The sequence below is a fragment of the Arsenicicoccus cauae genome (assembly GCF_043162025.1).
Taxonomy (GTDB): domain Bacteria; phylum Actinomycetota; class Actinomycetes; order Actinomycetales; family Dermatophilaceae; genus Arsenicicoccus; species Arsenicicoccus cauae.
The window spans coordinates 1079355-1091981 of the sequence record NZ_CP171001.1; the positions used below are offsets into that span (position 1 = coordinate 1079355).

General features: G+C 72.0%; 14 protein-coding genes. 12 read left to right on the top strand and 2 right to left on the bottom strand.

All coding sequences use genetic code 11. From position 1 onward, the window contains the following. The first annotated feature begins 94 nt into the window (after positions 1–94). The 10 genes from ACF3NS_RS05015 (at position 95) to ACF3NS_RS05060 (ending at position 9483) form a co-directional block, all read left to right on the top strand. The gene (locus ACF3NS_RS05015; RefSeq protein WP_392468213.1) at positions 95–1207 is read left to right on the top strand and encodes an ABC transporter ATP-binding protein; all 1113 of its coding nucleotides are present in this window, start codon (positions 95–97) and stop codon (positions 1205–1207) included. Further along, positions 1204–1851, top strand: coding sequence for an ABC transporter permease (locus ACF3NS_RS05020; protein ID WP_154592406.1), 648 nt, complete (start codon positions 1204–1206; stop codon positions 1849–1851). Before ACF3NS_RS05015 ends, ACF3NS_RS05020 begins: the two co-directional genes overlap by 4 nt. Next, positions 1848–2642 carry an ABC transporter permease gene (locus ACF3NS_RS05025; RefSeq protein ID WP_392468215.1) on the top strand — a complete coding sequence of 265 codons (795 nt, stop codon included), beginning with the start codon at positions 1848–1850 and terminating at the stop codon, positions 2640–2642. Before ACF3NS_RS05020 ends, ACF3NS_RS05025 begins: the two co-directional genes overlap by 4 nt. Positions 2643–2662: 20 nt before the next feature. Then, positions 2663–3601 (top strand): ABC transporter substrate-binding protein, encoded by a 939-nt coding sequence (locus ACF3NS_RS05030; RefSeq protein ID WP_392468217.1) that lies wholly within the window; start codon positions 2663–2665, stop codon positions 3599–3601. 448 nt (positions 3602–4049) lie between these two features. Continuing rightward, complete coding sequence (locus tag ACF3NS_RS05035; RefSeq protein ID WP_392468219.1) at positions 4050–5735, top strand: nitrite/sulfite reductase; 1686 nt, start codon at positions 4050–4052, stop codon at positions 5733–5735. Beyond that, complete coding sequence (locus tag ACF3NS_RS05040) at positions 5732–5965, top strand: hypothetical protein (RefSeq protein WP_230082646.1); 234 nt, start codon at positions 5732–5734, stop codon at positions 5963–5965. Before ACF3NS_RS05035 ends, ACF3NS_RS05040 begins: the two co-directional genes overlap by 4 nt. Beyond that, a complete protein-coding gene (locus ACF3NS_RS05045) occupies positions 5962–6669 on the top strand; it encodes a phosphoadenylyl-sulfate reductase (protein ID WP_154592402.1) in 708 nt (235 codons plus the stop codon). Before ACF3NS_RS05040 ends, ACF3NS_RS05045 begins: the two co-directional genes overlap by 4 nt. Further along, on the top strand, positions 6666–7199 hold the full coding sequence (gene cysC, locus ACF3NS_RS05050; RefSeq protein ID WP_288799464.1) for an adenylyl-sulfate kinase: 534 nt from the start codon (positions 6666–6668) through the stop codon (positions 7197–7199). The genes ACF3NS_RS05045 and cysC overlap by 4 nt, the downstream gene beginning before the upstream one ends. After that, positions 7196–8116: a sulfate adenylyltransferase subunit CysD gene (cysD, locus tag ACF3NS_RS05055; protein ID WP_154592401.1), complete on the top strand. Its 921-nt coding sequence runs from the start codon at positions 7196–7198 to the stop codon at positions 8114–8116. Before cysC ends, cysD begins: the two co-directional genes overlap by 4 nt. Next, entirely contained in the window at positions 8116–9483 is a 1368-nt protein-coding gene (locus tag ACF3NS_RS05060) for a sulfate adenylyltransferase subunit 1 (RefSeq protein WP_392468223.1), read from the top strand. Before cysD ends, ACF3NS_RS05060 begins: the two co-directional genes overlap by 1 nt. A gap of 3 nt (positions 9484–9486) precedes the next feature. Here the strand turns inward: ACF3NS_RS05060 and ACF3NS_RS05065 are convergent, their stop codons facing one another. After that, positions 9487–9957 carry a DUF2231 domain-containing protein gene (locus tag ACF3NS_RS05065; RefSeq protein ID WP_154592399.1) on the bottom strand — a complete coding sequence of 157 codons (471 nt, stop codon included), beginning with the start codon at positions 9955–9957 and terminating at the stop codon, positions 9487–9489. A gap of 79 nt (positions 9958–10036) precedes the next feature. Between ACF3NS_RS05065 and ACF3NS_RS05070 the strand changes: the two genes are divergently transcribed. Both ACF3NS_RS05070 and ACF3NS_RS05075 read left to right on the top strand, forming a co-directional pair. Then, positions 10037–10213, top strand: coding sequence for a hypothetical protein (locus tag ACF3NS_RS05070; RefSeq protein ID WP_154592398.1), 177 nt, complete (start codon positions 10037–10039; stop codon positions 10211–10213). Between the two features lie 27 nt (positions 10214–10240). Further along, complete coding sequence (locus ACF3NS_RS05075; protein ID WP_392468227.1) at positions 10241–10582, top strand: ArsR/SmtB family transcription factor; 342 nt, start codon at positions 10241–10243, stop codon at positions 10580–10582. Between the two features lie 104 nt (positions 10583–10686). On the opposite strand, the gene ACF3NS_RS05080 is transcribed toward ACF3NS_RS05075, so the two are convergent. Next, positions 10687–12552 (bottom strand): acyl-CoA dehydrogenase, encoded by a 1866-nt coding sequence (locus ACF3NS_RS05080; protein ID WP_392468230.1) that lies wholly within the window; start codon positions 12550–12552, stop codon positions 10687–10689. Positions 12553–12627: the final 75 nt, after the last annotated feature.

Genomic DNA, 12627 nt, shown 5'->3' on the forward strand with positions numbered 1-12627 from the left:
GCGACTCGCTCGCTGCGCCTTAGTCCGCGCCGGGGCCCGGCTGGTGGGTACGGTTGCCCAACACGCGTCCCCTCACGTCAGGAAGCCTCTCGGCATGATCCGATTCGACAGCGTGACCAAGACCTTCCCTGGCGGGACGACGGCCGTCGGCGGGCTGACCCTCGAGGCCCCGACCGGGCGCATCACCGTCTTCGTCGGGCCCTCGGGCTGCGGCAAGACGACGAGCCTGCGGATGATCAATCGGATGATCGAGCCGACGAGCGGCACCATCACCATCGACGGGGTGGACACAGGGTCGATGAACCCCGACGAGCTGCGGCGCGGGATCGGTTACGTCATCCAGCACGCCGGCCTGTTCCCCCACCGCACGATCCTGGACAACGTCATGACCGTGCCCCGGCTGCTCGGCAGCGACAAGGCCGCCACCCGGAGCCGCGCGATGGAGCTGCTCGAGGTCGTCGGTCTGGACCCCGACCTGGCCCGGCGCTACCCGGCGCAGCTGTCCGGCGGCCAGCAGCAGCGCGTCGGTGTGGCCCGGGCGCTGGCGGCCGACCCGCCGGTCATGCTGATGGACGAGCCGTTCAGCGCCGTCGACCCCGTGGTGCGCGAGCAGCTGCAGGACGAGTTCCTGCGCCTGCAGGACGAGCTCGGCAAGACCATCGTCCTCGTCACGCACGACATCGACGAGGCCGTCAAGCTCGGCGACCAGATCGCGGTGCTCCGGGTCGGGGGCACCCTGGCCCAGCTGGACACCCCCGAGCGGCTGCTGCGCGACCCGCACGACGACTTCGTGGCCGACTTCGTGGGGCGCGACCGCGGCTACCGCGGCCTGGCCTTCCAGAAGGCCCCGCGCCTCCCCCTGCTCGACGAGCCCACCGTCCGCGTCGGCGACTCCGCCGGGCGGCTCCGCGAGGTCGCGGCCGGCGAGCCCTGGGTGCTGGCCCTCGACGAGGACGGCCGGCCGCAGGGCTGGGTCCGGGTCGAGGCCGTGCGGGACACGCTCGACCGCACCCTGCTGCACCGCGGCGGGACCGTCGGGCGCGAGGGTGGCACGCTGCGCGCCGCTCTCGACGCGGCCCTGTCCTCGCCGACGGGCAAGGGCGTCATCGCCGACGCGGACGGCAGGTTCGTGGGCACGGTCCGCGCGCAGGACGTCCTCGCGCAGATAGACCGGCAGCAGCCGCCGGTCGAGGAGGGCGTGGGATGACCTGGCTGCGCGACAACCTGACGGACGTGCTGCAGCTCGCCCTGCAGCACGTGTGGCTGTCCGGGCTGCCGCTGGTCATCGGGCTGCTCGTCGCGCTGCCGCTCGGCTGGCTCGCCACGCGCTACGGCTGGGTCCGGCAGCCGCTCGTCATCGGCTCGGGCCTGCTCTACACCATCCCCTCCCTCGCGCTGTTCATCCTCATGCCGCTGATCCTCGGCACCCAGATCGTCAGCCCCGTCAACGTCGTGGTCGCGATGACCCTCTACACCGTCGCCCTGCTCGTGCGCACCGTCGTCGACGGGCTCGGCTCGGTCCCCGACGACGTTCGTCAGGCGGCCACCGCCATGGGGATCGGCCGCGTGCGCCGCCTGCTCACCGTCGAGCTCCCGCTCGCCGTGCCCGTCATCGCGAGCGGTCTGCGCGTCGCCGCCGTCAGCAACGTCTCCATCGTCAGCGTCGCCGCCCTCATCGGGATGCCGCAGCTCGGAACACTGTTCACCGACGGCTTCTCCACCGGCTTCATGGACCCGATCGTCGTCGGGATCGTCGCGTGCGTGCTGCTGGCCTTCCTCTTCGACCTGGTCATCAACCTGGCTGCCCGGGCCCTCACGCCCTGGCGCCGCGGGGCGGGGGCACGCGCATGATCTCCTCGCTCCTCGCCTGGCTGTCGGACCCCACCCACTGGTCCGGTCCCGACGGCATCCCCACCCGCATCGTCGAGCACCTCGCCTACACCGCGCTGACCGTGCTGCTCGCGGCGCTGGTCGCCATCCCCCTCGGTCTGTGGATCGGCCACACCGGCCGGGGCAAGGTCGCCGTCGTCAACGTGCTCAACGGCGCCCGCTCGGTCCCGACCCTCGGCCTGCTCTTTCTCGCGATCATCCTGCTCGGTCCCCGGCTGCAGGGTGACGCGGCCTTCCTCGTCCCCGTGGTCCTCGTCCTGGTCGTGCTCGCGATCCCCCCGATCCTCGCCGGCACCTACAGCGGGGTCGAGCAGGTCGACCCCGCCGCCCGCGACGCCGCCAAGGGGATGGGTATGACGGGCGCGCAGGTCCTGGGCCAGGTCGAGGTCCCGTGCGCGATGCCGCTCATCATGTCCGGCCTCCGCTCGGCGACGATGCAGGTCATCGCCACCGCCACCATCGCCGCCACGGTGTCCATCGGTGGCCTCGGGCGCTACCTGATCGACGGGCAGGCGGCCCGCGACTACGCCCAGATGGCCGGGGGCGGCATCCTCGTCGCGCTGCTCGCCCTCGCCGTCGACCTGCTCCTCACCCTCGTCCAGCGACTCGTCGTCTCCCGCGGCCTGACCGGCGCGACGACCTCCCGTCGCGAACGAGCGCGCCGAGGCGGCATACAGTCGTCGGACCCGACCTCGACCCACGGCGCAGGCAGCACGACCACCCCCGACCGCACGCCCGCGTCTGCGGCGTGACCCATCTGGAGGAGACCACCATGACGCGCACCACCCTCACCCTGGCCACGGGCGTCGTCCTCGCCCTCGGGCTGTCCGCCTGCGGCGGCGGCGGCGGCAACGACCCCCTCGCCACCGGCTCGTCCGCCGCGAGCTCCGCCGCGGGCGGGTCCGGCGGAGCGGGCGTGACCGTCGGCTCGGCCGACTTCCCCGAGTCCAAGCTCCTTGCCGAGCTGTATGCCGGTGCCCTCAAGGCCAAGGGCGTGCAGGTCGACACCAAGCTCGGCATCGGCTCGCGCGAGACCTACATCCCCGCGCTCAAGGACGGCTCGATCGACGTGATCCCGGAGTACTCCGGCGCGCTAGACCGCTACTTCAACAAGGACGCGAAGGCGCAGACCTCCGACGCGATCCTCACCGAGCTCAAGGCGGCGCTCCCCTCTCACCTGGAGGTCCTGCAGCCGGCCAAGGCCGAGGACAAGGATGCGGTCGTGATGACCAAGGCCAAGGCCCAGGAGCTGGGCGTGACGTCCATCGCCGACCTCAAGGGCAAGTCGGAGCAGCTCACGATCGGCGGTCCCGCCGAGTGGCAGTCGCGGTCCTACGGCATCCCGGGTCTCGAAAAGACCTATGGCCTGACGTTCAAGCAGTTCCGCAAGCTCGACGCCGGCGGTCCGCTCGCCGTGCAGGGCCTCAAGAACGGCCAGGTGGACCTGGCCAACATCTTCACCACCGACCCGGCCATCCAGGTCAACGACTTCCAGGTGCTCGAGGACCCCCAGAACTTCTTCGCCGCGCAGAACGTCCTGCCCCTCGCGGTCAAGGGCAAGCTCGACGGCACGGCCAAGGGCGCGCTCGACGCCGTCTCCGCCAAGCTGGACACGCAGGCCCTGACCGACCTGCTCAAGAAGGTCTCGGTGGATCACCAGAAGCCCGCCGACGTGGCGGACGAGTGGCTCAAGGCCAACTCGCTGGCCTGACCCCCACTCGGCCGACCCCCGCTCGGCGCAACGGGGACGTTCGTGCTCGCCTCGCGGGCACGAACGTCCCCGTTGCTGCCCGGGAGCGATGCTCGGATAATGAGACGTTATCCGTAAGGGCGGGCTGCGTTATGCATGGCGCGCTGCTCTGTGGCATGGTCGTGTCATGGCCAGCACCGAGTTCCACGCCGTGACGCGACGTCACGTGGACCTGTGTCGGCTGGGCGCGACGAGCTGTCCCGGCCGCTGACCGCGCGCGACGCGGCGCAGGTGCCCTGCACGGCCCACCCCCGCGACCGGGCGCCGACCTTGGGTCCCGACGCCACCAGCTCGACCACCCACCCTGCCCCGCCGACGGGCCCGCACCCGGGCCCGTCCCGCCACCCGCCGGACCCCCGGCACGCCCTACGACGACCCGCCTCGTCATACCGCCCGGAGAGGACCCCAGATGACGACCACCACCACGCGTGCCGCTCGGCCCCGCGCCGGCGGGGACAACGAGGGCCAGTGGGCGCTCGGGCACCGCGAGCCGCTCAACCACAACGAGGAGTTCAAGGCCACCGAGGACCCCTTGGCCGTGCGTGAGCGGATCGAGCAGACCTACGCCCGTGCGGGATTCGCGTCCATCCCGAGCGACGACCTGCGCGGGCGGTTCCGCTGGTGGGGGCTCTACACCCAGCGCCGTCCCGGCATCGACGGTGGGCGCACGGCCACGCTCGAGCCGCACGAGCTCGACGACGAGTACTTCATGATGCGGATCCGCGTGGATGGTCAGGCGCTCACCGTGCGCCAGCTCCGCGCCATCGCCGACGTGTCCGAGCGCTACGGGCGTGGCACCGCCGACGTCACCGACCGGCAGAACATCCAGCTCCACTGGGTCCGCATCGAGGACGTCCCCGCGATCTGGAGCGCCCTGGAGGAGGCCGGACTGTCGACGACCGAGGCCTGCGGGGACGTGCCCCGCGCCATCCTCGGGTCACCCGTCGCCGGCATCGCGGCGGCCGAGCTGGTGGACCCGACGCCCGCCATCCTGGAGATCAAGCGGCGCTACATCGGCAACCCCGAGCTGTCCAACCTGCCCCGCAAGTTCAAGACCGCGATCTCCTGGCAGTGGGACACCGTCCCCGAGATCAACGACGTGTCCTTCGTCGGCGTCGTGCACCCCGAGCACGGCCCGGGCTTCGACCTGCTCGTCGGCGGCGGCCTGTCCACCAGCGCCCACTTCGCGCAGCGCCTTGGCGCCTGGGTCCCGCTCGAGGAGATCCCCGAGGTGTGGGAGGGCGTCTGCGCGATCTTCCGCGACTACGGCTACCGCCGGCTGCGCAACCGCGCCCGCCTCAAGTACCTCATGGCCGACTGGGGCGCCGCGCGCTTCCGCGAGGTCCTGGAGGGGGAGTACCTCCACCGCTCGCTCGTCGACGGCCCCGCCGCCGAGGCGCCCCGCGCGCCGATCGACCACGTCGGCATCCACGAGCAGAAGGACGGCCGCGTCTACGTCGGCGTCACCCCGATCGTGGGCCGCGTGCGCGGCACCACGCTGCGCGGCCTCGCCGACGCGGTGGAGCGCCACGGCGGCGGCCGGATCGCCTTCACCCCCCTGCAGAAGGTCGTCGTCCTCGACGTCGACCCCGCCCAGGCCGAGGCGCTGGTCACCGAACTGGACGCCCTGGGTCTGCCGGCCCGCCCGAGCGCCTGGCGCCGAGGCACCATGGCGTGCACCGGGATCGAGTTCTGCAAGCTCGCGATCGTCGACACCAAGGACCGCGCCACCGCCCTCGTCGAGGACCTCGAGACGCGCCTCGCGGACGTCGAGCCGCAGCTCGGCCAGCCCGTTGGGATCAGCCTCAACGGCTGCCCCAACTCGTGCGCCCGCATCCAGACCTCGGACATCGGCCTCAAGGGGCAGATCGTCCGCGACGCCGACGGCAACCGGGTCCCCGGTTACCAGGTGCACCTCGGCGGCCAGCTCGGCGCGGAGGCGGGCTTCGGTCGCAAGATCCGGGGCCACAAGGTCACCGAGGCCGAGCTGGGTGACTACGTCGAGCGGGTCGTGCGGCGGTATGTCGCCGACCGCCAGGGCGAGGAGACGTTCGCGCAGTGGACGATCCGCGTGGACGACGAGGCGCTGTCGTGAGCGGCACGCACGTGCCCGGCGCCGACGGCGCCCAGCGGGCCGCGGTCATGCACTGCCCCTACTGTGCCGAGGAGGACCTGCGACCGGTCGAGGAGCCACGCGGCGCCTGGCGCTGCCTGGACTGCACGCGTGTCTTCGTCGTGCGGTTCGTCGGGCTCTCCCACGAGGGCATCGCCGGTGCGCGGGTCGCCGGCGCAGGCGTGGCCGGCGGCGAGGGCGCGACGTCATGAGCCTCACGACGCTGCGCGCCGAGGAGGAGCTGCGCGAGCTCGTCGAGCGCGACGCCGCCCACCTCGAGACCCTCTCGGCCCACGACGTGGTCGCCTGGGCGGCAGGGGAGTTCGGGGAGCACTGGGCCGTCGCCGGCTCGATGCAGGACGGCATCCTCGCCCACCTGGTCGACCAGGTCGCGCCCGGCACCCGGCTCTACTTCCTCGACACCGGCTACCACTTCCCCGAGACCCTGGCGACCCGCGACGAGACGGTCCGGCGCACGCGGCTGGACGTCATCACGCTGACCCCCGCCCAGACGGTCCCCGAGCAGGACGCCGAGTATGGCGCCGCCCTGCACGACCGCGACCCCGACCTGTGCTGCGCGCTGCGCAAGACCCACCCGCTCGACGACGCCCTCGGCGAGCTCGAGGCCTGGGCCACGGGCGTGCGCCGCGTCCAGTCGCCGACCCGCCGCGACACCCCGGTGATCGGCTTCGACGAGCGCCGGCTGATCGTCAAGGTCGCCCCGCTCGCGAGTTGGACCGACCAGGACGTCGCCGACTACGCGCAGCGCCACGACGTCGTCCGCAACCCGCTGCTCGACCGCGGTTACCCGTCGATCGGGTGCGCGCCGTGCACCCGCCGGGTCGCCCCTGGCGAGGACGCGCGCGCCGGGCGCTGGAGCGGCACCGCCAAGATCGAGTGCGGGATCCAGCTGTGAGCGGCGCGACGCTGTGGCTGACCGGGCTGTCCGGCGCCGGCAAGTCGACGATCGCTGAGGCCCTCGCACGCGACCTGCGCGCGGACGGCCGCCGCGTCGAGGTGCTCGACGGCGACGAGATCCGCACCAACCTGTCGGCGGGGCTGGGCTTCTCGCGCGAGGACCGGGACACGCACGTGCAGCGCGTCGCCTACGTCGCGCGGCTGCTCGCCCGCAACGGCGTCCTCGCCCTCGTGCCGGTCATCGCGCCGTACGCCGCCACCCGCGCCGCCGTCCGCGCCGACCACGAGGCCGCCGGGGTTCCTTACCTGGAGGCGCACGTCGCCACGCCCGTCGACGAGTGCGCCCGCCGCGACGTCAAGGGGCTCTACGCCGCCGCCGCCCGTGGCGAGGTCACCACCCTGACGGGTGTCGGCGACCCCTACGAGCCGCCCGAGGCTCCCGACATACGGCTGGACACGACCGACCAGGAGGTGGGGGACTCCGTCTCCGCCCTCCGAACCCTGCTCACCGACAAGGGGATCCGATGACGACCACCCTGGCCAGCGCACCCCGGACGCTCACCACCCTGGACTCCCTCGAGGCCGAGGGGATCCAGATCATCCGCGAGGTGGTGGCCGAGTTCGACCGCCCCGCGCTGCTCTTCAGCGGCGGCAAGGACTCGGCCGTGCTGCTGCACCTGGCGCTCAAGGCGCTCGCGCCGGCGCCGCTGCCGATCACGCTGCTGCACGTCGACACGGGCCACAACTTCCCGGAGGTCATCGACTTCCGCGACCGCGTCGTCGCCCGGCACGGCCTGCAGCTCGTCGTCGCGCACGTCGAGCAGTGGCTCGCCGACGGCCGGCTCACCGAGCGCCCCGACGGCACCCGCAACCCCCTGCAGACGATCCCGCTGCTCGACTCCATCAGCGACCACCGCTTCGACGCCGTCCTCGGCGGCGCGCGCCGCGACGAGGACCGCGCTCGCGCCAAGGAGCGCGTCTTCTCGATCCGCGACGCCTTCGGCGGCTGGGACCCGCGCACCCAGCGTCCTGAGCTGTGGCAGGTCTACAACGGCCGCCACGCGCCGGGCGAGCACACCCGCGTCTTCCCCCTGTCCAACTGGACCGAGCTCGACGTGTGGCACTACATCGAGCGCGAGGGCGTCGAGCTCCCGTCGATCTACTACGCGCACGACCGCGACGTCTATGCCCGCGACGGCATGTGGATGACCAGCGGCCCCTGGGGCGGGCCCCGCAGCGGCGAGCGGGTCGAGCGGCGCAGCGTCCGCTACCGCACCGTCGGGGACGGATCCTGCACGGGCGCCGTCGACTCCACCGCCGCGACCATCGCGGAGGTGATCGCCGAGGTGTCGATCAGCCGGCTCACCGAGCGCGGCGCGACGCGCGCCGACGACCGCCTCTCCGAGGCCGCCATGGAGGACCGCAAGCGAGAGGGCTACTTCTGATGGGCACGAGCACGTATGACGCCGCCGACGTCTCCGGGGTCACCGAACTCACCGGGGCCACCGGGGCCACCGAGATCACTGACGAGATCGCCGCGACCCGCCGCCAGCTCCGGCTGGTCGTCGCGGGGTCGGTCGACGACGGCAAGTCCACCCTCGTCGGGCGGTTGCTGCACGACACCAAGTCGATCCTCGCGGACACCTACGACGCGATCGAGGCGGCCAGCCGACGCCGCGGGTCCGAGCAGGTCGACCTGGCGCTGCTGACCGACGGCCTGCGCTCCGAGCGCGAGCAGGGCATCACCATCGACGTGGCCTACCGCTACTTCACGACGCCGCGGCGCAGCTTCGTGCTGGCCGACACCCCCGGCCACACGCAGTACACCCGCAACACCGTCACCGGCGCCTCTACCGCCGACGCCGCACTGGTGCTCGTCGACGTCCGCAACGGCGTCCTGGCGCAGACCCGCCGCCACCTGGCCGTCATGGCCCTGCTGGGGATGCCGCACGTCGTGGTCGCGCTCAACAAGATGGACGCGATCGGCTGGGACCAGGGGCGGTTCGAGGAGGTCGCCCGCGAGGTCGCGGACATCGCCACGCGCCTCGGCCTCGGGGACGTGCGGATCGTGCCGATCTCCGCGCTCACGGGCGAGGGCGTCGTGAGCGCCGAGCCGGTCGGCTCGCCGGACGTGCCCCGCTGGTATGCCGGGCCGCCGCTGCTCACCCTCCTCGAGGACCTCGACGACGCGGCGGCCGAGGTCGACCGCCCGCTGCGGCTGCCGGTGCAGCTGGTGATCCGTCCCCGGACCGCGGAGCACCCGGACTACCGGGGGCTGGCCGGCCGGATCGCCTCGGGTCGGGTCGCCGTCGGTGACGAGATCACCGTGACCCCAGGGGGGCTCACGAGCGTCGTGACGGCCATCGACACCCCGGCCGGGCCGGCTCAGGTCGCGGGTGCGGGGGAGTCGGTGACGGTGCGGCTGCGCGACGAGCTCGACGTGGGCCGTGGCTCGGTGCTGTCCTCGGTGGCGTCCGCCCCTCGCGCGGTGCAGCAGATCGGCGGGACCGTGTGCTGGCTCGACGAGCGCCCGGCCACGCCCGGCCAGCGCGTGCTGGTCAAGGCGGGGACGCGCACGACCCGCGGGATCCTCACGAGTGTCGGGGATCACTGGGACGTCGACTCCCTCAAGTGGGTCGAGCCCGGAGCTCCCGTGCAGCTCAACGACATCGCGCGCGTCGAGCTGCGGCTGGCCGAGCCGGTGGCGGTCGACGACTACCTCGACGACCGGGCCACGGGGGCCTTCCTCGTGATCGACCCGGCGTCCGGCGCGACGCTGGCCGCCGGTCTGGTCGGCCCCGCCCTCTCGTAGGGGTCAGGGGGTGATCTGGTCGCCCCACACCGCGCGGGCGCCGGTGTGACCGGTCACCACGGTCTGGTAGCACACGCCGACGGACGCCAGCACCAGCACCACCGCGGTGACGATCGCCAGCGGGCTGCGCGCCGGAGCCTTGCGGTCGGCTCGCAGCAGCACAAAGATCGCCAGCAGGACCAGCACCATGAAGATCGCGCAGGCGACCTTGAGCAGGTCACCGGCCTCGGTGTGCTCGTGGAGGGTAGGGTTGCCGCCGCCGAGGCGGTGCTCGAGCTTCTCCCCGGACTCGCCCGCCACGAAGCCGGTCACGCCGGTGGCGACCGCCAGGAGCGCGAGCGGCCAGCGCAGGCCGAGGCGACGGGCGGGCGCGACGGCATAGATGACGGCGAGCAGAGCGGTCAGCGGCGCGAGCACGACCACGGCGTGCACGACGAGGGCGTGGACGGGCAGGCCGTCGAAGAGGTCGAACATGGGGTCTCCTGGGGGTCGGGGAGGCAGTGGTCGAGTGTGGAGGTGCGGGTCAGGCGGCGCCCACGCCGAGAGGTGGCCGATGGTCCAGGTCAGCGCCATGGCGGCGCAACCGCCGATCACGTTGCGGGCGATGGGGGCACCTTTGGGTGATCCCGAGATCGTGGCGCTGGTCCAGCCGGTGGCCAGCAGCCCCACGACCGCCGCGACGATCGTGCACCAGATGCGACGGGGATCACCCTTTGTCAAACACTTCTAAGAATATTGGATCATCAGAATGACAGCCATGGACGATGCCCTGAGCCGCTACGACCGCGACGACATCGTGTGCGACGACTTCGCCCGGGCGGCGGCGATGTTCGCGCTCATGGGGTCCCCGGTGCGGGTGCAGCTCCTGTGGCGCCTCGCCGAGCGGGAGCACGACGTCACCTCCCTGGCCGATGCGCTGGGCGTCAGCGTCGCGACGGCGAGCCACCACCTCGGGCGGCTGCGGCTGTCCGGCCTCGTCTCGCACCGGGCCGACGGCCGCCGGCAGGTCTACTCCCTCGACGACCCGCACCTCGTCCACCTGGTCAGCGACGGTGTCGACCACTTCGCGGACCTGCGGCGCCGCGGCCGGCGAGCCTGAGCCCTCACCTCGACCGTGGATCATCGGCGCGTATGCCGAGACGCCCGACGCCTCACGGTGATCCGTGAGGCGTCGGGCGTCCGCCATACGAGCTGGTCAGCTGGTCAGAAGGCGGCCTCGGGCACGTCCATGATCGACAGGTCCGTCATCTGCGCGATGACCATCTGCGAGCGCAGCTGGGGGAGCACGGTCTTGGCAAAGAACGAGGCGGCAGCGACCTTGCCGGTGTAGAAGTCCTGGTCCTTGCCGGAGGCGCCGGCCTCGAGCGCCGCCTGGGCGACCTCGGCCTGCCGCAGCAGCAGCCACCCGACCACCAGGTCGCCCGCCGCGAGCAGCAGGCGCGAGGTGTTGAGGCCGACCTTGTAGACGTTGCGGACGTCGCCGTCCTTGCGCGGGTCGGAGTCCATGAGCTCGCCCGCCATGTAGCCGAGGATGCCCTGGACCGACTCGAGGGCCTTGCCGAGCTGCACGCGCTCCTCCGCGAGGGCCTCGGGACCGTTCTCGGCGAACGCCTGGATCTGCTCGGCGACCGCGGCGAGCGCGGTGCCCTTGTCCCGGATGATCTTGCGAAAGAAGAAGTCCTGGCCCTGGATGGCGGTGGTGCCTTCGTAGAGGGTGTCGATCTTGGCGTCGCGGACGTACTGCTCGATCGGGTAGTCCTGCAGGAAGCCGGAGCCGCCGATGGTCTGCAGCGACTCGGTGCCGAGGAGCACCCAGGCGCGCTCCGAGCCGACGCCCTTGACGATGGGCAGCAGCAGGTCGTTGACCTTCATGGCGAGTCGGGCGCCGTCGTCGCCCTCGGGCAGCTCGGCGCCGGGGTCCCCGCCCTGCGCCATCGCGAGGGTGTCCTGCTGCGTCGCGGTGTAGATCACCAGGGCGCGCAGGCCCTCGGCATAGGCCTTCTGCAGCATCAGCGAGCGGCGCACGTCGGGGTGGTGCGTGATGGTGACGCGCGGGGCGTCCTTGGCCGGCGTGGTCATGTCGGAGCCCTGGACGCGCTCCTTGGCGTACTCCAGCGCGTTGAGGTAGCCGGTGGACAGGGTCGCGATCGCCTTGGTGCCGACGAACATGCGGGCGTTCTCGATGACCTTGAACATCTGGGCGATGCCGTCGTGGACGTCGCCGAGCAGGGTGCCGACGGCCGGCGTGCCGTTCTGGCCGAAGGTGACCTCGCAGGTCGTGGACACCTTGAGGCCCATCTTGTGCTCGACGTTGGTGACGAAGGCGCCGTTGCGCTCGCCCAGCTCGCCGGTCTCGAGGTCGACCTGGAACTTGGGGACGATGAACAGCGACAGGCCCTTGGTGCCGGGCCCGGCACCCTCGGGTCGGGCAAGGACGAAGTGGACGACGTTGTCGACCATGTCGGACTCGGCGGAGGTGATGAACCGCTTGACGCCGTCGATGCTCCAGGTGCCGTCGCCGTTGTCGGTGGCCTTGGTGCGCCCGGCGCCCACGTCGGACCCGGCGTCGGGCTCGGTCAGCACCATCGTGCAGTGCCAGCCCTTGTCGACGATGTGCTTGGCCAGCTTCTTCTGGTCGTCGTTGCCCAGGTAGTAGAGGAGGTTGGCGAAGGAGTACCCGGCGGCGAACATGTGCACGGCGGGGTTGGAGCCGCAGACCAGCTCCGCGAGCGACCAGCGCAGGGACGGTGGGACGACCATGCCGCCGAGCTCGGCCGGGACGTCGAGGTTGCCCCACTCGGCGTCGACGTAGGCCTTGTAGGACTGCTTGAACGACTCGGGCATGGTCACCGAGTAGGTCGACGGGTCGTAGACCGGCGGGTTGCGGTCCGAGTCGATGAGGCTGTCGGCGAGCTCGTTCTCGGCGAGACGCGCGACCTCGTGGAGGATCTCCTTGGCGGTGTCGGCGTCGACGTCCTCGTAGAGCCCTTGGCCCAGGACCTCCTGGCGCCCGAAGACCTCGAAGAGGTTGAACTCGATGTCTCGGACGTTGCTCTTGTAGTGCCCCATCAGGGGTCCCCTTCCGTGACGTCCTGCCTGTCGGGTGGTGAGGTGGTGCGGCAGGTATGACGTGCCCGCGCGGCT